The 20,288-nt window shown below is 74.9% G+C and carries 16 protein-coding genes; 5 read left to right on the top strand and 11 right to left on the bottom strand.

Going from position 1 to position 20,288, the window contains the following annotated elements:
- Positions 1-64: 64 nt before the first annotated feature.
- On the bottom strand, positions 65-3,862 hold the full coding sequence (metH, locus tag BM165_RS02370) for a methionine synthase (RefSeq protein WP_075011884.1): 3,798 nt from the start codon (positions 3,860-3,862) through the stop codon (positions 65-67).
- Between the two features lie 147 nt (positions 3,863-4,009).
- Here metH and BM165_RS02365 point away from each other — a divergent pair, with 147 nt between their 5' ends.
- The gene (locus BM165_RS02365; RefSeq protein WP_075011883.1) at positions 4,010-4,870 is read left to right on the top strand and encodes a PAC2 family protein; all 861 of its coding nucleotides are present in this window, start codon (positions 4,010-4,012) and stop codon (positions 4,868-4,870) included.
- A 282-nt stretch (positions 4,871-5,152) separates the two neighbouring features.
- On the opposite strand, the gene BM165_RS02360 is transcribed toward BM165_RS02365, so the two are convergent.
- From BM165_RS02360 to BM165_RS02340, 5 genes are all read right to left on the bottom strand, one after another.
- Positions 5,153-6,181 (bottom strand): HD domain-containing protein, encoded by a 1,029-nt coding sequence (locus BM165_RS02360; RefSeq protein ID WP_075011882.1) that lies wholly within the window; start codon positions 6,179-6,181, stop codon positions 5,153-5,155.
- A complete protein-coding gene (mshC, locus tag BM165_RS02355) occupies positions 6,182-7,432 on the bottom strand; it encodes a cysteine--1-D-myo-inosityl 2-amino-2-deoxy-alpha-D-glucopyranoside ligase (RefSeq protein ID WP_075011881.1) in 1,251 nt (416 codons plus the stop codon). It abuts the gene before it with no gap.
- Between the two features lie 87 nt (positions 7,433-7,519).
- Positions 7,520-9,040: a glycerol kinase GlpK gene (gene glpK, locus BM165_RS02350; protein ID WP_075011880.1), complete on the bottom strand. Its 1,521-nt coding sequence runs from the start codon at positions 9,038-9,040 to the stop codon at positions 7,520-7,522.
- A gap of 40 nt (positions 9,041-9,080) precedes the next feature.
- Positions 9,081-9,806, bottom strand: a complete 726-nt coding sequence (locus BM165_RS02345; RefSeq protein ID WP_075011879.1) for an MIP/aquaporin family protein — start codon at positions 9,804-9,806, stop codon at positions 9,081-9,083.
- Between the two features lie 111 nt (positions 9,807-9,917).
- On the bottom strand, positions 9,918-11,663 hold the full coding sequence (locus tag BM165_RS02340; RefSeq protein WP_075011878.1) for a glycerol-3-phosphate dehydrogenase/oxidase: 1,746 nt from the start codon (positions 11,661-11,663) through the stop codon (positions 9,918-9,920).
- Between the two features lie 174 nt (positions 11,664-11,837).
- On the opposite strand from BM165_RS02340, the gene BM165_RS02335 reads away from it, so the two are divergent.
- Positions 11,838-12,818, top strand: a complete 981-nt coding sequence (locus tag BM165_RS02335; RefSeq protein WP_075011877.1) for a sugar-binding transcriptional regulator — start codon at positions 11,838-11,840, stop codon at positions 12,816-12,818.
- A 32-nt stretch (positions 12,819-12,850) separates the two neighbouring features.
- On the opposite strand, the gene BM165_RS02330 is transcribed toward BM165_RS02335, so the two are convergent.
- The 4 genes from BM165_RS02330 to BM165_RS02315 all read right to left on the bottom strand — a co-directional run bounded on the left by BM165_RS02330 (position 12,851) and on the right by BM165_RS02315 (position 15,415).
- On the bottom strand, positions 12,851-13,237 hold the full coding sequence (locus tag BM165_RS02330; RefSeq protein ID WP_075011876.1) for a VOC family protein: 387 nt from the start codon (positions 13,235-13,237) through the stop codon (positions 12,851-12,853).
- Between the two features lie 127 nt (positions 13,238-13,364).
- Entirely contained in the window at positions 13,365-14,186 is an 822-nt protein-coding gene (locus BM165_RS02325; RefSeq protein ID WP_244273966.1) for an SCO1664 family protein, read from the bottom strand.
- Entirely contained in the window at positions 14,123-14,674 is a 552-nt protein-coding gene (locus BM165_RS02320) for a DUF3090 family protein (protein ID WP_075011875.1), read from the bottom strand. The genes BM165_RS02325 and BM165_RS02320 overlap by 64 nt, the downstream gene beginning before the upstream one ends.
- A gap of 36 nt (positions 14,675-14,710) precedes the next feature.
- Positions 14,711-15,415 carry a histidine phosphatase family protein gene (locus BM165_RS02315; RefSeq protein WP_075011874.1) on the bottom strand — a complete coding sequence of 235 codons (705 nt, stop codon included), beginning with the start codon at positions 15,413-15,415 and terminating at the stop codon, positions 14,711-14,713.
- Between the two features lie 131 nt (positions 15,416-15,546).
- Here BM165_RS02315 and BM165_RS02310 point away from each other — a divergent pair, with 131 nt between their 5' ends.
- Entirely contained in the window at positions 15,547-16,212 is a 666-nt protein-coding gene (locus BM165_RS02310; RefSeq protein ID WP_075011873.1) for a GPP34 family phosphoprotein, read from the top strand.
- 69 nt (positions 16,213-16,281) lie between these two features.
- On the opposite strand, the gene BM165_RS02305 is transcribed toward BM165_RS02310, so the two are convergent.
- The gene (locus tag BM165_RS02305; protein ID WP_075011872.1) at positions 16,282-17,115 is read right to left on the bottom strand and encodes an undecaprenyl-diphosphate phosphatase; all 834 of its coding nucleotides are present in this window, start codon (positions 17,113-17,115) and stop codon (positions 16,282-16,284) included.
- Positions 17,116-17,294: 179 nt separating this feature from the next.
- Between BM165_RS02305 and BM165_RS02300 the strand changes: the two genes are divergently transcribed.
- Together BM165_RS02300 and BM165_RS02295 are read left to right on the top strand one after the other, a co-directional pair.
- A complete protein-coding gene (locus BM165_RS02300; protein WP_075011871.1) occupies positions 17,295-18,275 on the top strand; it encodes an aldo/keto reductase in 981 nt (326 codons plus the stop codon).
- The gene (locus BM165_RS02295; protein ID WP_075011870.1) at positions 18,272-20,248 is read left to right on the top strand and encodes an AAA family ATPase; all 1,977 of its coding nucleotides are present in this window, start codon (positions 18,272-18,274) and stop codon (positions 20,246-20,248) included. Before BM165_RS02300 ends, BM165_RS02295 begins: the two co-directional genes overlap by 4 nt.
- Positions 20,249-20,288 lie beyond the last annotated feature (40 nt).

Here is a 20,288-nt window from a genome sequence, read left to right as displayed (position 1 = left end):
GAACGGCCCCCTTGCAGGGTCCCGCCCCGAGCGTCAGCGAGGGGTGGGGGGCGAGGGGGTCCTTCTACTCGTCGTCGGTGCGGTAGCCCAGGTTGGGCGCCAGCCAGCGCTCGGCCTCGCGCAGCGTCCAGCCCTTGCGCCGGGCGTAGTCCTCGACCTGGTCGCGGCCCACCCGGCCCAGGTTGAAGTAGCGCGACTCCGGGTGGGAGAAGTACAGGCCGCTGACCGCCGCGCCGGGCCACATCGCCATCGACTCGGTGAGCTGCAGGCCGGTGGCGGCCTCGACGTCGAGCAGGTCCCAGATCGTCTGCTTCTCGGTGTGCTCGGGGCATGCCGGGTAGCCCGGGGCCGGGCGGATGCCGCGGTAGCGCTCGGCGATGAGCCCGTCGGCGTCGAGCCGCTCGTCGGCGGCGTAGCCCCAGAACTCCCTCCGCACGCGCTCGTGCAGCCGCTCGGCGAACGCCTCGGCGAGCCGGTCGGCCAGCGCCTCGAGCATGATCGCCGAGTAGTCGTCGTGGGCGGCCTTGAACGCGGTCACCCGCTCGGCCGAGCCGAGACCGGCGGTGACGGCGAACGCGCCGACGTGGTCGCGCAGACCGGTCTCGCGCGGCGCGACGAGGTCGGCGAGCGACTTGCGGGGTGCGCCGTCGCGGCCCTCGGTCTGCTGCCGGAGCTGGTGCAGCACCGCCCGCACCGACGTGCGGGAGTCGTCGGTGTAGACCTCGATGTCCTCGCCGTCGACCCGCGCGGCGGGGAACAGGCCGAAGACGCCGTTGGCGGTCAGCCAGCGCTCCCCCACGATCCGGTCGAGCATCGCCTGCGCGTCCTCGAACAGCCGCCGCGCCGCCTCGCCGGTGGCCGGGTTGTGCAGGATGTCGGGGAACCGGCCGCGCATCTCCCACGCGGTGAAGAACGGCTGCCAGTCGATGTAGCCGCGCAGCTCCTCCAGCGGGTAGTCGCGCAGGACGCGGGTGTGCCCGACCTCGCCGTGCCGGTGGTCGCAGCCGGGTCCGGAGCACAGGTCGCGGGTCTGCTGCAGGAGCATCCGCGGCCGCGGCGGGGTGTAGGACGCCCAGTCGAACGACGGCGCGGCGGCGCGGGCGGCGGCCAGCGGCAGGAGCTTGCGGGTGTCCTCGCGGGCGGCGTGCCGCTCGCGCAGCGCCTCGTACTCCGTGGACGTCGCCGACAGCAGACCGGGCCGCTGCTCGTCCGACAGCAGCGCGGCCACGACCGGCACCGACCGCGACGCGTCCTTCACCCAGATCACCGGGCCGTGGTAGCGCGGGGCGACCTTCACCGCGGTGTGCGCGCGCGACGTCGTCGCCCCGCCGATGAGCAGCGGCACGTCGAAGCCCTGCCGCTCCATCTCACTGGCCAGGCCGACCATCTCGTCCAGCGACGGCGTGATGAGCCCGGACAGGCCGATGACGTCGGCGCCGACCTCCTTGGCGGTGTCGAGGATCTTCTGCGCCGGCACCATGACGCCGAGGTCGACGACGTCGTAGTTGTTGCACTGCAGCACGACGCCGACGATGTTCTTGCCGATGTCGTGGACGTCGCCCTTCACCGTGGCCATGACGACGCGGCCGTTGGTGCGCTCGGCGTCGCCGGGCTGCTTCTCCGCCTCGATGAAGGGGATGAGGTAGGCGACGGCCTTCTTCATCACCCGCGCGGACTTCACCACCTGCGGCAGGAACATCTTCCCGGCGCCGAAGAGGTCGCCGACGACGTTCATCCCGCTCATCAGCGGGCCCTCGATGACCTCGATCGGCCGGCCGCCGCGTGCGGCGATCTCGGCGCGCAGCTCCTCGGTGTCGGCCTCGACGAACTCGTCGATGCCCTTCACCAGCGCGTGGGTGATCCGCTCGCCGACCGGCAGCGACCGCCACTCCTCGGTGGCCGCCTCCCTCGCCACGCCGTCGCCGGCGTAGTCGCCGGCGATCTCCAGCAGCCGCTCGGTGGCGTCGGGGCGGCGGGCGAGGACGACGTCCTCGATGCGGTCGCGCAGTTCCCGCGGCACCTCCTCGTACACCTCGAGCGCGCCGGCGTTGACGATGCCCATGTCCATGCCGGCGCCGATCGCGTGGAACAGGAACACCGCGTGGATGGCCTCGCGGACGGGGTTGTTGCCGCGGAAGGAGAACGACACGTTGGACACGCCGCCGGAGACCAGCGCGTGCGGCAGGTTCTCCTTGATCCAGCGGGTGGCGTCGATGAAGTCCAGGCCGTACCGGTGGTGCTCCTCGATGCCGGTGGCGACGGCGAAGACGTTGGGGTCGAAGATCACGTCCTCGGCGGGGAAGCCGACCTGCTCGGTGAGGATGTCGTAGGCGCGGCGGCAGATCCGCTGCCGCCGCTCGAGGGTGTCGGCCTGCCCGTCCTCGTCGAAGGCCATGACGACGACGGCCGCGCCGTAGCGGCGGCACAGCTCGGCGTGCCGGACGAACTCCTCCTCGCCGTTCTTCAGCGAGATCGAGTTGACGATCGACTTGCCCTGCAGCTGCTGCAGGCCGGCCTCGATGACCTCCCACTTGGAGGAGTCGACCATGACCGGGACGCGGCAGATGTCGGGCTCGGTGGCGATCAGGCGGGTGAAGCGGGTCATCGCCGCGACGCCGTCGATCATGCCCTCGTCCATGTTGACGTCGATGACCTGCGCGCCGGCCTCGACCTGCTGGCGGGCCACGGCCAGGGCGGTGGCGTAGTCGCCGTCGCGGATCAGCCGGCGGAAGCGCGCCGAGCCGGTGATGTTGGTGCGCTCCCCGACGTTGACGAAGAGGCTGTCCTGCTCGACGGTCAGCGGCTCCAGGCCCGACAGGCGCAGCGCCGGGCGCACCGTAGCGGGCGTGCGCGGCGGCCGGCCCTCGACCACCCCGGCGATGGCGGCGACGTGCTCCGGGGTGGTGCCGCAGCAGCCGCCCACGACGTTGACGAAGCCGTCCTCGGCGAAGCCCCGCAGCACCGTGGCGGTCTCCTCCGGCGACTCGTCGTACTCGCCGAAGGCGTTGGGCAGCCCGGCGTTGGGGTAGCAGGAGACGAACGTGTCGGCCACCCGCGCGAGCTCGGCGAGGTAGGGCCGCATCTCCTCGGCGCCCAGCGCGCAGTTGAGGCCGACGGTCAGCGGCCGGACGTGCCGCACGGAGTTCCAGAACGCCTCGGTGGTCTGCCCCGACAGCGTCCGGCCCGACGCGTCGGTGATCGTGCCCGAGATCATCACCGGCCAGCGCCGGCCGCGGTCGTCGAACAGCGCCTCCAGCGCCACGATCGCGGCCTTGGCGTTGAGCGTGTCGAAGATCGTCTCGACCAGGAGGACGTCGGCGCCGCCGTCGACGAGGCCCTCGGCCTGCTCCCGGTAGGCCCCGACCAGCTCGGGGAAGGTGACGTTGCGGGCGCCCGGGTCGTTGACGTCGGGCGAGATGGACGCCGTCCGGCTCGTCGGCCCCATCGCGCCGGCGACGTACCGGGGCCGGCCGGGCGTGCGGGCGGTCATCGCGTCGGCCTCGCGGCGGGCCAGCCGCGCCGCGGTCTCGTTGATCTCGCGCGCCAGATCGGACATGCCGTAGTCGGCCAGCGAGATCGCCGTCGCGTTGAAGGTGTTGGTCTCGATGACGTCGGCGCCGGCCTCGAGGTACTCGCGGTGGATGCCCGCGATGATCTCCGGCCGGGTGAGGACGAGCAGGTCGTTGTTGCCCTGCAGGTCGGTGGGCCAGTCGGCGAACCGCTCGCCGCGGTACCCGGCCTCGCTGGGCCGGTCGCGCTGGATGGCCGTCCCCATCGCGCCGTCGAGCACGAGGATCCGCTGCTCGAGCAGGGCGGTGAGCTCCGCGGTGGCGTCGGGGCGGAGCTGCGGGGCGTCGGTCACGGGCGTCCTCGGTGTCGGGGGCGGCGGTCCACCCGGCTGTGCAGCAGCCGCCGGTCCCTGCGGATTCCGGGGGCGCCGTCGGCGCCCGTGCCATCCTCCCACCCTCGCCGCCCGGCGCAGCCCCGCGACCGACGTAGGCTCGCAGGGGTGATCGACCCGAAGTCCGCTCCAGAGGACCTGCCCCAGCTGAACCAGCCGGTGGCGGTGGTCGCCTTCGAGGGCTGGAACGACGCCGGGGACGCCGCGACCGGGGCGCTGGAGCACCTGGAGCTCATCTGGGACGCCACTCCCCTGGCCGCGCTGGACCCCGAGGACTACTACGACTTCCAGGTCAACCGCCCCACCGTGTCCCTCGTCGAGGGCGTCAGCCGGCGCATCGAGTGGCCCACGACGCGGGTGTCGGTGGCCCGCCCGCCCGGCAGCGACCGCGACGTCGTGCTCATCCGCGGCATCGAGCCGAACATGCGCTGGCGGGGCTTCTGCGCCGAGCTGATCGAGCTGTGCCAGGAGCTCGAGGTGCAGACCGTCGTGGCCCTCGGCGCGCTGCTGGCCGACACCCCGCACACCCGGCCCACCCCGGTGAGCGGGTCGGCCTACGACCAGGAGTCCGCCCGCGCCTACGGCCTGGAGACCTCCCGCTACGAGGGCCCCACCGGCATCCTCGGCGTGTTCCAGGACGCCTGCGTGCAGGAGGGGCTGCCCGCGGTGAGCTTCTGGGCCGCCGTGCCGCACTACGTGTCCCAGCCGCCGTCCCCGCGCGCCACCGTGGCGCTGCTGCAGCGGGTCGAGGAGGTGCTGGAGCTGCCGGTGCCCCTGGGCGCGCTGCCGGCGCAGGCCGACGAGTGGGTCAAGACCGTCGACGAGATGGCCCAGGAGGACGCCGAGGTCGTGGAGTACGTGCGCTCGCTGGAGGAGCGCGCCACCGAGACCGACCTCTCCCAGGCCAACGGCGACCAGATCGCCCGCGAGTTCGAGCGGTACCTGCGCCGCCGCGGCGGCAGCAACTGACCTGACCGTCCCGCTCCCCCGTCGCCGCCCGCCCGTGCCGGGGGTCCTCGTGGGTCGGCGGTCTGCTGGGGATAACGGTCGTGGCCGGCCGCTCCTGGGGTGTTCCTCGTCCGTCCGGGGTCCTGCCGGAGCCCGGGAGGTGGAGAACACCCCAGGACCGGACCGGACCGGACGCCGGCACCGCGCCCGTGTCAGGCGGACCGGCCGGTGCCCGGACGTGCGCGGCGCGCTGCGTCGCCGGTGCCGCGCGCACGAGGGGAACGACCTCGACGACCGTCCTGCTCAGCGACGCAGCAGCGGGGCCATGCGCGCGGCGGCGTCGTCGTCGAAGAGCCGGTCGTGGGTGCGCAGCGCGAACCGGTCGGTCATCCCCGAGACGTGGTCGACGACCTGGGTGACCAGGTCGGCCTCGGTGTCGCGGTAGGTCGCCGGGATGAGCTCCGGGTGGGCGAGGTGGTGGTCGACCAGCCGGCGGATGACGTCGACGGCGAGCTGCTTCTGCCCGGCGGCGGTCTCGGACAGGTAGACCCGCTCGAACATGAACGCCCGCAGCTCCTGCATCGCCGCCAGCGGGCCGGGTGCCATGACCACCGCTCCCCCGTCGGCCAGCGCGCCCTCCACGACGGCGTCGACCATCGCCCCGACCATCGCACTGCCGGGCTCGCCGAACACGACCCGCGCGGCCGCGGGCAGGTCGCCGGGCTGCAGCACGCCCGCGCGGACGGCGTCGAGCGCGTCGTGGGAGAGGTAGGCGATCCGGTCGGCGTAGCGCACGCACTCCCCCTCCCGCGTGGCCGGCGGCGGGGAGATCTTCCAGCTGTGCGCGCGGATGCCGTCGCGCACCTCCCAGGTCAGGTTCAGGTGCTCCAGCACCTCGACGATCCGCACGCCCTGCGCGGCGTGGTGCCAGCCGCCGGGGACGTAGGGGTCGAAGGCGTCCTCGCCGATGTGCCCGAACGGCGAGTGGCCGACGTCGTGGCCCAGCGCGATCGCCTCCGCCAGCGTCTCGTTGAGCCCGAGGGCGCGGGCGATGGCGCGGGCGACCTGGGTGACCTGCAGCGTGTGCGTGAGCCGGGTGACGAAGTGGTCGCCGTCGGGGTTGAGGAAGACCTGCGTCTTGTGCTTGAGCCGGCGGAATGCCTTGGCGTGCAGGATCCGGTCGCGGTCGCGCTCGAAGGCGGTGCGCAGCCGGTCCTCCGGCTCGGCGACGGCGCGGCCGCGGGTGGCCGCCGAGCGCGTCGCGGCCGGGGCGAGCCCGGACTCCTCCGCCTCACGGGCGAGGCGGTCGGTAGGGCTGAACCCGCCGGGCACTCAGCCCTCCTGTAACTGCACGCCGAGCAGCGCGTCGACGGCGTCGGCCACCATGGCCGGCGCCCCCTCCTCGGTCTCGCCGTCCCCGGAGAGCGTGGCCGCCGCCCAGGCGTCGACGGCGGCGATCGCGCCGGGGCTGTCGAGATCGTCGGCCAGCCGCTCGCGCAGCCCGGCGAGGACGGGTGCGGCGGGGGCGCCGGCGGGGAGCGCGGCCGCGCGGCGCCAGGTGGCCAGCCGCCCCTCCGCCGCCGACAGCAGGTCCGGCGTCCAGGCGCGGTCGGTGCGGTAGTGCCCGGACAGCAGCGCCAGGCGGACGGCCATCGGGTCGACGCCCTCGCCGCGCAGCTTGGAGACGAAGACCAGGTTGCCCCGGCTCTTGCTCATCTTCTCGCCGTGCAGACCGATCATCGCGGCGTGCACGTAGGCCCGGGCGAACGGCTTGGTGCCCGCGAGCGCCTCGGCGTGGACGGCGGAGTACTCGTGGTGCGGGAAGACCAGGTCGCTGCCGCCGCCCTGGACGTCGAAGCCCATGCCGATGGTGTCGAGCGCGATGGTGGCGCACTCGATGTGCCAGCCGGGCCGGCCGTCGATGCCGCGCGGGCCGGGCCAGGACGGCTCGCCCTCGCGGCGGCCGCGCCACAGCAGCGGGTCGAGCCGGTTGCGCTTGCCGGGCCGGTCGGGGTCGCCGCCGCGCTCGGCCGACAGCGCGAGCATGGTCGCCGGGTCGTACCCGGACTCCTCGCCGAAGCCGGGCGCCTGCGACACGTCGTGGTAGACGTCGCCGGTGCCGTCGTCGAGGACGTAGGCCAGGCCCTCGTCGAGGAGGGTCTCCACCCGGGCGACGATCGCCGGGATGGCCGCGACCGCGCCGACGTAGTCCTCGGGCGGCAGCACCCGCAGCGCGGTCATGTCCTCCCGGAACAGCGCGGTCTCGCGCATGCCGAGGACGATCCAGTCCTCGCCGTCGCGCTCGGCGCGCTCGAGCAGCGGGTCGTCGATGTCGGTGACGTTCTGCACGTAGTGGACGGCGTGCCCGGCGTCCCGCCACACCCGGTTGACCAGGTCGAAGGCGAGGTAGGTGGCCGCGTGCCCGAGGTGGGTGGCGTCGTAGGGCGTGATGCCGCAGACGTACATCCGCGCCACCCGCCCCGGCTCGGTGGCCACGACCTCCCCGCGCGCGGTGTCGAACAGCCGCAGGACGGGGCCGGGCCCCGGGAGCGTCGGGAGCAGCGGAGCGGGCCAGGCGAGCACGGCACCGAGGGTAGTCAGAGGGCCCGCGGACGCCCGCGGACGCCGCCCCTCCCTGGGGACGGCGCCCGCGGAACGGTCCGGCCGGGACTACTGGTCGTCGTCGTCGTCGACCCAGTCGAGGGTGCGCTGGACCGCCTTCGTCCACTTGCGGTAGTAGCGGTCGCGGACGCCGGCGTCCATGGCCGGGCTCCACCGCTTGTCCTCGGCCCACTGTGCGGTGAGCTCGTCCTCGTCGGCCCAGAACCCGACCGCCAGGCCCGCGGCGTAGGCCGCGCCCAGGGCGGTCGTCTCGGCGATCTTCGGCCGGACGACGTCGACGCCGAGGATGTCGGCCTGGAACTGCATGAGCAGCTCGTTGACCACCATGCCGCCGTCGACGCGCAGCTCGGTGAGGTCGACGCCGGAGTCGGCGTTCATGGCCTCGACGACCTCGCGGGTCTGGTAGGCCGTGGCCTCCAGCACCGCCCGGGCCAGGTGCCCGCGGTTGACGTAGCGGGTCAGCCCGACCAGCGCGCCGCGGGCGTCGGAGCGCCAGTGCGGGGCGAACAGGCCGGAGAAGGCCGGCACGAAGTAGGCGCCGCCGTTGTCGTCGACCGAGCGGGCCACCGCCTCGATCTCCGGCGCCCCGCCGATGAGCCGCAGGTTGTCGCGCACCCACTGCACCAGCGAGCCGGTGACGGCGATCGAGCCCTCGAGCGCGTACACCGGCTTGCGGTCGCCGATCTTGTAGCAGACCGTCGTCAGCAGGCCGTTCTTCGACGACACCGCCTCCTCGCCCGTGTTGAGCAGCAGGAAGTTGCCGGTGCCGTAGGTGTTCTTGGCCATGCCCGGCGAGAAGCAGACCTGCCCGAAGGTGGCCGCCTGCTGGTCCCCGAGGGAGCCGGCGATCTTGACGCCGGCCAGCGCACCGGCCTTGCGGCCCTCGCCGTAGACCTCGGAGTTGGACCGGATCTCCGGCAGCATCGACACGGGGATGCGCATGTCCGCGGCGATCGACTCGTCCCACGCCAGCGTCTTGTAGTCCATGAGCATGGTGCGGGAGGCGTTGCTGACGTCGGTGAGGTGCTGCCCGCCGTCGGTGCCGCCGGTCATGTTCCACAGCAGCCAGCTGTCGATGGTGCCCATGAGCAGCTCGCCGCGCTCGGCGCGCTCGCGGGCGCCCTCGACGTTGTCGAGGATCCAGGTCACCTTGGGGCCGGCGAAGTAGGTGGCCAGCGGCAGGCCGACCTTCTCCTTGTAGCGCTCGGCTCCCCCGCCGAGCTCGCCGAGCTCGGTGACGATCCGGTCGGTGCGGGTGTCCTGCCAGACGATGGCGTTGTACACCGGCTCCCCGGTGCCCTTGTCCCAGACGACCGTGGTCTCGCGCTGGTTGGTCAGCCCGACGGCGGCGAGGTCGGTGCCGACGAGGTCGGCGCGGGCCAGCGCCTGGCCGACGACCTCGCGGACGTTGGCCCAGATCTCCTGCGCGTCGTGCTCGACCCACCCGGCCCGCGGGAAGATCTGGCGGTGCTCCTTCTGGGCGACGGCCACCACGGCGCCCGCGTGGTCGAAGACCATGCAGCGGGTGCTGGTGGTGCCCTGGTCGATGGCGGCGATGTAGGTGGTCACTGCTTCCTCCTGGTGCGTCGTTGCAACGGGGGTGGAGCGGTCAGAAGACCCGGGCGAGCAGGCCGGCCAGGACCGCGCCGACGAGCGGGCCCACGACCGGGACCCACGAGTAGCCCCAGTCGCTGCCGCCCTTGCCGCGGATCGGCAGGACGGCGTGGGCGATCCGGGGACCGAGGTCGCGGGCGGGGTTGATGGCGTAGCCGGTAGGGCCACCGAGCGAGGCGCCGATGGACACGACGAGCAGGGCGACGCCCAGCGGGCCGATCATGGTGGGGGTGTTGCCGAGCGCCAGCACCACGTACACGAGCACGAAGGTGCCGATGACCTCGGTGACGGTGTTCCACACGGGGTTGCGGATCGCCGGGCCGGTGCTGAAGGTGGCGAGCACCTCGCCGGGGTCCTCGTGGGCGTCGTAGTGGTTGCGGTAGGCCAGCCACGCCACGACCGCGCCGAGGAAGGCGCCGACGAACTCACCGGCGAAGTAGACCAGCGTGCTCCCGAACGTGATGGGCACGTCGGGGGCGTACTCGTCGGCACCGGAGGCCCACAGGCCCACGGTCACCGCCGGGTTGAGGTGGGCGCCGCTGCGGTAGGCGGCGTAGACGCCGACGAAGACCGCCAGCCCCCAGCCGAAGCTGATGAGCAGCCAGTCCGCGCCGCGGCCCTTGCTGTCGCGGAGCAGGACGTTGGCGACGACGCCGATGCCCAGCAGGAGCAGCAGCCCGGTGCCGAGGACCTCGGAGAAGAAGACGGAGACGAGCGACACGGCCAGAGACCTCTCTGTGTCCGGTTGTGCCTGGATGGGGGCCCGCCCTCCCGGGCGGGTCGTGCACGACTCCGCGCTGGCGCCTCCTCGAGGTCGGGGTGGTCGGAGGGATCAGGACGCCGAGGCGAAGGGCGTGATCTCGGGGGCCTGCAGGCGGGCGCGCTCGGCGGAGGTGTCGTCGGGCATCGCCTCGGCGGCCCGCTCGGCCTCCACCCGCGCCAGGTAGGTGCTGATCTCCCGCTCGCGCCGCTCGTCGTCCCAGCCGAGCAGCCCGGCCATGAGCTCGGCGGCCGGGCGGGCCGACGCGGTGCCGCGGTCGGCCTGCTCGTAGGACAGCCGGGTGCGGCGGGTCAGCACGTCCTCCAGGTGCAGGGCCCCCTCGGCGGTGACGGCGTAGACGACCTCGGCGCGCAGGTAGTCCGGAGCGGCCTCGAGCGGCCGGCCGAGGTCGGGGTCGCCGTCGACCAGGGCCAGGACCTCGTCGACGAGGCTGCCGTAGCGGTCGAGCAGGTGCTCGACGCGGGTCTCGGTCCAGCCGTGGTGGGCGGCCAGGTGGGCGCGCCGGTTCCAGCGGACGAGGTAGCCGTCGGCGCCGACCAGCGGCAGCTCCTCGGTCAGCGACGCCGGGATCGGGGCGTCGGGGTCCTCGCCCGGCGCGCGGTCGGCCAGGGCCATGGCGACGACGTCGCGGGCCATGACCCGGTAGGTCGTGTACTTGCCGCCGGCGATGACGGTCAGGCCCGGCCGGACGGTGGCCACGGTGTGCTCGCGCGAGACCCGCGTCGTGCCGCCGGCCTCGGCGCCGACCGGCTGCAGCAGCGGGCGCAGCCCGGTGTAGACGCCGAGGACGTCCTCGCGCGTGAGCGGCCGCTGCAGCACCGCGTTGGCGTGCTCGAGCAGGTACTCGACGTCGGCCGACGTGGCGACGGGGTGGTCCTTGGCCAGGTCCCACGGGGTGTCGGTGGTCCCGATCACCCAGTGCGTCGGCCACGGGATGATGAACAGCACGCTCTTCTCGGTGCGGAGGATGAAGCCGTCCTCCCCGGCGATGGCCTCGCGGGGCACGGCGATGTGCACGCCCTTGGACGCGCGCACCGTCAGGCCCTGGGCCCGGAAGAGCTCCTGCGTCTGGTCGGTCCACACGCCGGTGGCGCCGATGACGTGGCGCGCGCGGATGGACAGCTCGCGGCCGGTCTCGAGGTCGACGGCGCGGACCCCGGCCACGCGGCCGTCCTCCTCCAGGTAGCCGGTCACCTGGGTGCGGCTGGCGGCCAGGGCGCCGTGGCCGACGGCGGTGCGCACGAGCACCTGCACGAGCCGGGCGTCGTCGACCTTGGCGTCCCAGTAGCGGATGGCGCCGACGGCGGCGTCGGGGCGCAGGGAGGGCGCGGCGCGGCGCAGCGCCTTGCGCGAGAGGTGGCGGTGCAGCGGCACGCCGCGGCCGCCGACCCGCCCGAGCAGCCCGCCGAGGACGTCGTAGAGCGCGATGCCGGAGCCGATGTAGACCCGCTCCCAGACGCGGTGGCGGATCGGGTAGAGGAAGGGCACCGGGTGCACCAGATGCGGGGCCAGCCGGCCGACGAGCAGGCCGCGCTCGTGCAGTGCCTCGCGCACCAGGGCGAAGTCGAGCATCTCCAGGTAGCGCAGGCCGCCGTGGACGAGCTTGCTGGCGCGGCTCGACGTGCCCGACGCCCAGTCGCGCTGCTCGAGCAGCCCGACGGACAGACCGCGGCTGGCCGCGTCGAGGGCCGCGCCGGCGCCGGTGACACCGCCCCCGATGACCAGGACGTCGAGCGCGGTGGCGCTCATCGCGTCGATGGCCGCGGTGCGGTTGGCGGGTGACAGGGCTGTGGACACGGGGTGTCTCCTGGTGCTGCGGGGGTGGGACCGGTGCGCCGGGCCCGGCGGGGTGCCGGGGAGCACACGGGGCAACCTGCTCCTTCGCGGCACGCTCGGCAACCCATTGCACGTCCGTGCACGATCAGGCCTACGCTCGGACCGGACGGCACCGTGCCGCGGGAGGAGCCTCGGGTGGCACCGGACGACCGGCTGGAACGGGTCGCGCGTCGATACTGGCTGGACAGGGCCACGATGGAGACGATCGCCACCGAGGAGCAGGTCTCGAGGTCGACGATCTCGCGGATGCTCGACACCGCGCGGGCCGCCGGCATCGTGACCGTGACGGTGAGCCCCGTGCACGGACGTGCAACGGCGATGGCCGCCGAGGTCGGCGCCCGCTTCGGCGTCCTCGCCCGGGTGGTCGCCGTGCCCGACGACGCCCCCGACCTCGCCCGGCTGGAGCAGGTCGCGGCCGCGACGGCGGAACTGCTCGACGAGGTGATGGGCTCGGGCATGACGCTGGGCCTGGCCTGGGGCACCACCACCAGCGCCGTGGGGCAGCACCTGCGGGCCAAGCCGCTGCGCGACGCGCACGTCGTGCAGCTCAACGGGGCGATGAACACCCACAGCAGCGGCGTCGGCTACGGCAGCGACGTCCTCGGCCGCTTCGGCACCGCCTGGGACGCCCAGGTCCACCACTTCCCCGTGCCGGCGTTCTTCGACCACCCCGAGACCCGCTCGGCGATGTGGCGCGAGCGCAGCGTGCGCCGCGTGCTGGGCCTCCAACACTCCGCCGACGTCGCGCTGTTCGGCATCGGCGCCGTGGCGGGCGCGGTGCCCAGCCGGGTCCACACCGAGGGCTACCTCACCGCCGCCGACCGCGCCGACCTGGCCGCCTGCCACGTCGTCGGCGACGTGTGCACCGTCTTCCTGCGGGCCGACGGCTCCTGGGAGGGCATTCCGCTCAACGCCCGCAGCAGCGGCCTGACCCCGCCGGCGCTGCGCCGCGTGCCGCGGCGGGTGTGCGCGGTGTCGGGCAGCAACAAGGTGGTCGGGCTGGCGGCGGCGCTGGCGGGCGGGCTGGTCACCGACCTGGTGCTCGACGAACGCACCGCCCGTGAGCTGCTGACCCGCCGGACCGCCGCGCGCCCTCCGGCGCTCTGGAGCCGCTGACCGTCCGGCCGGACCCCCACCGGGCCGCCGGCTCAGGGCCACGTGACGGCGTACCGCTCGAAGGCCTCCCCGGTCTGGATGCCGACCACGCAGAACACCAGCCCCGCGGGGTCGGTCATCCGCCAGAACGAGCCCATGTCGGCCTCCCGGCGGGCGCCCAGGGCCTCCAGGCGCGCCACCTCGGCGGGGATGTCGTCGGTCTCGACGTCGACGTGCCACCGCGGTGGCGTCCCCTCCCCGGTGCGCTGCACCTCGAGGTGGAAGCCGTCGGAGAACGAGCCGAGCGAGTGCCAGGACGGGTCGGCCATGTCGGGCTCGACCGGGTGGTCGGTGGCCGCCGACCAGAAGTCCAGGCCGGCGGGGTGGACGTCGGGCGGGAGGTCGAGCAGCAGGATCGCCAGGCGGGAGCGGTGCGGCATGGGCCGAGTGTGTGTGCCGGGGCCGCGTTCCGGGACCTCGGACGCCGCGCCGGCGCCGGCTCCGGGCCGGCGGCGCGTCCCGGCGGCGACGTGCGGCCGGCACCCGGCCGGGGAGACCCCGGTGGGCTCAGAACGGGGGCCAGGGCAGGGCGGGCCACTCCCCCGACGGCTGCGGGTGCAGCTTGGTGCGGAGCAGGTCGGCCACCCGCTGCTGCGTGCAGCGCACCTCGCGCCGGGTGAGGTGCTCGTGCAGCGCCTCCCCGAGGTCGCCGCACAGGTCGTCGGCGAGCCGCTCGAGCACCTCCAGGGCGGCGAGCGGCAGCGGCTTGCCCGCCCAGCGCCACAGCAGCGTGCGCAGCTTGGGGTCGGGAGAGAAGCAGATGCCGTGGTCGACGCCGTACACGTGGCCCGACGGCGTGGGGATGATGTGCCCGCCCTTGCGGTCGGCGTTGTTGACCACCGCGTCGAACACGGCCATGCGCCGCAGGCCGGGGTGGTCGGAGCGGACGAAGGCGGTGAGGTCGACGGCGGGGTCGCCGTCGATCCACAGCTGCACCATGCCAGGGCCGAAGGGGCCCTCGCGCAGCACGGTCGGGGGGACCACCTGCCACCCCGTCGCCTCGCTGACCAGCGCGGCCGAGACCTCCCGCCCGGCCAGCGTGCCGTCGGGGAAGTCCCACAGCGGCCGCTCCCCCGCGACCGGCTTGTACACGCACTCGGCCTCGAGCTCGGCGGTGCGGATCGTGCCCACCAGCGTGACGTTGCTGGCGTCGAGCATCCGGCCCTCGAGGTCGATACCGCCCTCCAGCAGCAGGGCGCGCGCCTCCGCGTCGCCCTCCGGGGGGCGCAGCTGCGCCGCGGGCTGCTCCCGCGGCGTCCCGGCGGTCAGCGGCGGTAGCCGTTCTGCCGGGGGCAGACGTGCCCGGTCGGGTCCAGCGGGAGCGAGCACAGCGGGCAGGAGGGCCGGCCGGCGGCGACGACGCGGCGGGCGCGGGCGACGAAGGACCGCGCGGCACCGGGGGTGATGATCACCCGCAGCGCGTCGGGGCCCTCCTCGGCGTCGGAGAGGATGGCCTCCTCGTCGACCGGCTCGTCGCCGGCGGCCACGGCCTCGACGACGACGGCCTGCGCCTCGCCGTCCCAGGCCAGACCCATCGCCGCGACGCGGAACTCCTCGTCGACCGGGGCGGTGAGCGGGTCGAGGTCGTCGACGTCGGCGGCCGCGGGCACCGCGGTCCCGGGGCGGGTGGCGATCTCGTCCAGCAGCTCGTCCATCCGCTCGGCGAGGACCTGCACCTGCGACTTCTCCAGCGCGACGCTGACCACCCGGCCGTCGTCGTCGGAGGCCTGCAGGTAGAAGGTGCGATCCCCGGGCTGGCCGACCGTGCCGGCGACGAACCGGGTCGGGCGCTCGAAACGGAAGACCTGGCGCGGCACGCGGATCAGGTTACGCGGGCGGGGTGGCCGCCGCCGTCAGCTCACGGCCGCACCGGCGCCGCCGCCCACGACCGCGTCGGAGTCCCGGCCCCGGCGGCGGCGGGGCCGCCGCTTCGGCGGGATGAGCGGGGCGACGTCGCCGCCGGTGTCGTTGACGCGGACGACGAACGGGCGGGTCTCGGTGTAGCTGACCACCGAGATCGACGCCGGGTCGACGACGATCCGCTGGAAGGCGTCGAGGTGCAGGCCGAGGGCGTCGGCGAGGACGGCCTTGATCACGTCACCGTGGCTGCAGGCCAGCCACACCGCGTCGGGGCCCAGGCGGGCGTTCCACTCGCGGACGGCGGCCACCGCGCGGGCCTGCGTCTGCGCCAGCCCCTCCCCCTCGGGCCCGGGGAACACCGCCGCGGAGGGGTGCTGCTGCACGACCTTCCACAGCGGCTCCTTGACCAGCTCCTTGAGCGGCCGCCCGGTCCAGTCGCCGTAGCGGGCCTCGCCGAGCCGGTCGTCGGTCCGCAGCTCCAGCTCCCGGCCGTCGAGGACGGCACCGGCGGTCTGCCGGCAGCGGTCCAGCGGGCTGCTGACCACCGCGGCCAGCGGCACCGGCGCCAGCCGCTGCCCGACGGCGGCCACCTGCGCCTGCCCGGTCTCGTCGAGCTCGACCCCCGGGCTCCAGCCGGCCAGGACGCCGCCGGTGTTCGCCGTCGTCCGGCCGTGCCGCAGGAGGATGACGGTGGTCACCCGGCCGAGCCTAGGCGGGTGCAGGGGACGACGCCGTCCGCCTCGAGGTGCGGTTGCGTGCACGGTGACACGCCCTCGTCCGGCGTGTCACCGTGCACGCAGCCGGTGATCGACGGCGGGGAGGAGCGGGCGTGGGCGAGGTCGCCGGGGTGGGCACGCCCCCGGACGGTGGGCACGTGGCCACCTGCCTGGCGCTGCTGTGCCTGCAGGAGGACGGGCACCTGACCCCGTCGCGCCCGGCCGGGCAGGCGGTGCGCGCCGGCGGCCTGGTCGACCTGGTCCTGGCCGGGCGGCTCGTCGAGGAGGCCGACGCCGTCGACCTCCTGTCCGGGCCGGACGCGGGGCCGGTCGCCGAGGCGCTGGTGAGGGAGGTCGACGCGGACCCGGAGCGGCCGCTGGCCGACCTGGTCGAGCGGGGCCGGGCGGGCCTGGCCGAGGCGGCCGGCGCCCTGGTGGGCCGCGGACTCTGGGTGCCCCGGGCGTCGCTGCTGCCGTGGCGGCCCGGCCGCTACCGGCCGGCGGACCCGTCGCTGTCCCGGACCGTCCTGGCGCCTGCGCTCGCCGGCGTCGGCACCGGCGGTGCCACCCCGACCCCGGGCCGCGCCGCCACCGCGGTCCTCGCGACGGTCGCGGGCCTGGTCGACGGCCGCTTCGCCGAGGCCGACGAGACCCTCCTCGCCGCATGCGGACCGGCGGAGTGGGTGACCCGCACGGCCGCCGAGGTCATCACGGTCTCGCGCCGGTGGCAGGACGCCCTCGGTCGCACCACCATCGCCGACCTGGGCACCCCCTGGTGAGGTGCCGGGACGGCCACCCTCCGGGACCCTCCACCTGCGCGTGCGGGGCCAGGGGGAGGTGGTCCTGCGTCAGTTCGGGGTGAGGACCCCGGCGCCGACCAGCGCGAGCAGCGCCAGCCCGAGCACCACCCGGTAGACGACGAACGGGGTGAACGTGCCGCGGTCGAGGTAGCGCAGCAGCCACGCGATCACCGACAGACCGACGCCGAAGGCGATGACGGTGGCCAGCAGCGTCGGCCCCCACGAGATCTGCTCGCCGGCCACCCCGCCGGTGAACGTCTCGTACACCTGGAAGAAGCCCGACCCCAGCACCGCCGGGATGGCGAGCAGGAAGGAGTACCGGGCCGCGGCGGCGCGGGTGTAGCCGAGGAACAGGCCCATCGTGATCGTGCCGCCGGAGCGGGAGACGCCGGGCACCAGCGCCATCGCCTGCGCCAGCCCGAACAGCACCCCGTCGCGCACGGTCAGCTCCCGCAGCTCGCGGCGCTTGCGGCCCACCCGGTCGGCCCAGTACAGGACCAGCGAGAACGCGACCAGGGCGATCGCGACGATCCGCAGGTCGCGGAACGTCGTCTCGATGTCGTCCTGGAACAGCAGGCCGAGGACGACGATCGGGACGCTGCCGACGATGATCAGCCAGCCCATGCGGGCGTCGGGGTCGCTGCGCACCGACCGGTCGACCAGCGCGCGCAGCCACGAGACGACGATCCGCGCGATGTCCCTGCGGAAGTAGAGGAGCACCGCGGCCTCGGTGCCGATCTGCGTGATCGCGGTGAACGCCGCGCCCGGGTCACCCCAGCCCGACGCCTCGCCGACCACCCGCAGGTGCGCGCTGGAGGAGATGGGCAGGAACTCCGTCAGCCCCTGCACCAGCCCCAGGACGATCGCCTCGAACCACCCCACGGCCGGTCAGCCCCGGGTTCGGGGGGTCGGTCGGGAGGCGGTGCGCAGGAGTCCGTGGAGCACGGGGGGACAGCCTAGGGCGGACGACGCGGCGGGCCCGGCCGCGACCCGGCGCGGCGTTGCCCACACCCGCCGCGTCCTCCGGCCGGTGTCGGTCGGCGGCGGTAGGTTGGCCGGTCGTGGAACAACGGGCGCTGGGGCGCAGCGGCCTGGTCGTCTCCCGGCTGGCGCTGGGCACCATGACCTGGGGCCGGGACACCGACGAGGACGAGGCGGCGATGCAGCTGACCGCCTTCGTCGACGCCGGGGGCACCCTCGTCGACACCGCGGACGTCTACTGCGACGGCGACAGCGAGCGCACGCTGGGCCGGCTGCTGGCCGACGTCGTGCCGCGCTCGGAGGTGCTGCTGGCCACCAAGGCGGTGGGCCGCACCGGGCCCGGGCCGCTGGGCCGCGGCGCCTCCCGCGGGCACCTGCTCTCGGCGCTGGACGCGTCGCTGCGGCGGCTGGGCGTCGACCACGTCGACCTGTGGCAGCTGCACGCCTGGGACGACCTCACCCCGCTCGAGGAGACCCTCGCCGCCTGCGACACCGCCGTCGCCTCCGGGCGGGTGCGCTACGTGGGGGTGAGCAACTTCACCGGCTGGCAGACCGCGCAGGCGGCCACCTGGCAGCGCGCCTGGCCCGGCCGGGCGCCGCTGGTGAGCACCCAGGTCGAGTACTCGCTGCTGCAGCGCGGCATCGAGCGCGAGGTCGTGCCGGCCGCCGAGGCGCTGGGCCTGGGCGTCCTGGCCTGGTCGCCGCTGGGCCGCGGGCTGCTCACCGGCAAGTACCGGACGGCGACACCGGAGGGCTCGCGCGGGGCCTCGCCGCAGTGGGCCGGCTTCCTCGACGACCTGCGCTCGGCCGGTGCCGACCGCATCGTGGAGGCCGTGGTCACCGCCGCAGACGGACTCGGCACCAGCCCGCTCGCGGTCGCGCTGGCCTGGGTCCGCGACCGCCCGGGCGTCGTCGCGCCCGTCGTCGGGGCGCGGACCGCCGCGCAGCTGCAGGAGTCCCTCGACGCCGAGGCCGTGCGGCTGCCCGCGGCGATCCGCACGGCGCTGGAGGACGTCTCGGCGCCGCACTTCTCCTACCCCGACCAGCGGGCCGCCCGGTGACCGCGCTCCCCACCCCGGCGGCGCCCGACCCGGTGTTCGCCGCGTTCGTCGGCGCCGGGCTGTGGCCGGGCCTGGGCAAGCGGGCCGTCGCCGAGCTGCCCGGCGCCGGGATCACCTCCCCCGACGACGTCACCGTGGCGAAGCTGCTGAAGATGCCGCGCGTCGGCAAGCAGCGCGCCGAGCGGCTGTTCTCCTCGTTCCTGTCCGCGCAGCCCACCTACGACGTCGTCGAGCTGCTGGTGCGGGCCGGGCTGGAGGCGAAGCTGGCGTCCTCGGCCGCCGACGCGCTCGGCGACGACGCCGCCCGACGGCTGCGCGACGACCCCTGGGCGCTGCTGGGCCTGCACGGCGTCACGCTGACCGACGCCGACCGGCTGGCCATCTCGCTGCTGCCCGGCGCCGACCGGCAGGACTCCCGCCGCGGCCGGGCGATCGTCGTCATGACCCTGCGGACCGCCACCCGCGACGGGCACACCGTGCTGCCGGCCGACCTGGTCGTGGCCGCGCTGCGGGCCCAGGGCGTGGCCGACCCCGCGGCGGCGATCGTCGCGGCGGTCGACTCCGGCGAGGTGCTCGACCACGAGCCGCCGGAGCCGGAGTTCGACGAGGACGCGGGTGGCGGGGACGACGGCACGGCCGAGCCCCCCGGGCCGGATCCGGCGCTGCGGATGCTGTCGCTGGGCCGCTTCGGCATGGCCGAGGACGCGGTGGCCGAGGGCGTGGCCCGGCTGGCGGCCACCGCGGAGCGCATCGCCGACCCCGCCGCCGTCCGGTCGGTGGCCAAGGGGCTCGACGAGGCGCAGAAGCAGTCCGTCGCGCAGGTGCTCGGCGCCGGCGTCTCGCTGCTCACCGGTGGCCCGGGCACCGGCAAGAGCCGCACGGTGGCCGCCGTCGTCGAGCTGCTCGTGGCCAAGGGCACCGAGGTCGCGCTGGCTGCGCCCACCGGGCGGGCGGCCAAGCGGCTGGAGGAGCTCACCGGCCACCCCGCGGTGACCGTGCACCGGCTGCTGCAGGCCCAGGGCTTCGGCGGCGGCTTCGCCCGCAACGAGGAGTGGCCGCTCGACGCCGACGTCGTCGTGGTCGACGAGGCCTCGATGCTCGACGTCGAGCTCACCGCCGCGCTGCTGGAGGCCTGCCCCGACGGCACGCACCTGCTGCTGGTCGGCGACCCCGCGCAGCTGCCCTCGATCGGCCCCGGCCACGTCCTCGGCGACCTCATCGACTCCGGGGTCGTGCCGGTGACCGAGCTGACCACGCTCTACCGGCAGGCCGAGGGCGGGGCGATCGCCCGGCTGGCGTCGGCGGTGCGCACCGGCGAGCTGCCCCCGGTCGACTCCCCCGACCGCGAGGTCGTCGTCGTGCCGGCGGCCGGCAGCGGCGAGGCCGCGCGGCGGGTGGTGCAGCTGGTCACCGACTCGATCCCGCGGGCGCTGCGGATCGATCCGCGCAACGTGCAGGTGGTGACGCCGGTGCACCGCGGCCCGGCCGGCACGATCGAGCTGAACAAGGCGCTCAAGGAGCGGCTCAACCCCGGCGAGGGCACGGTGTTCGGCTTCGACGTCGGCGACCGGGTGGTGGCCACCGCCAACCACCTCGACCTCGAGCCGATCGGGTTCGCCAACGGCGAGGTCGGCACCGTCACCGGCACCGGCGAGGGCTCGCTGACCGTCGACTTCTCCTCCGGTCCGGTGACGGTGACCGGCGACGCGCTGCCCGACCTCAAGCACGGGTGGGCGATCACCGTGCACCGCGCGCAGGGGTCGGAGTGGCCGGGCGTCGTCGTGGTGCTGCCGCCGGAGGCCGGGGGGATGCTGTCGCGGCCGCTGGTCTACACCGCGCTCACGCGGGCGCAGCAGCACCTGTCGATCGTGCACGCCTCCGGTGCAGCGCTGGCGCGGGCGGTGCGGGAGGTCGACGTCCGCCCGCGGCGCACCCGCCTGGCCGCGCTGCTGCGGGAGAACCTGGAGACCTGAACGGGCCCCCTCGCAGGGGCCCGCCGCGAGCCCGCGAGCG

It is taken from the genome of Geodermatophilus obscurus (assembly GCF_900115395.1).
In the GTDB taxonomy this organism is placed as follows: domain Bacteria; phylum Actinomycetota; class Actinomycetes; order Mycobacteriales; family Geodermatophilaceae; genus Geodermatophilus; species Geodermatophilus obscurus_B.
The sequence above is the reverse complement of the archived record's forward strand: the minus strand, read 5'-3'. Positions and strand labels throughout refer to the sequence as shown.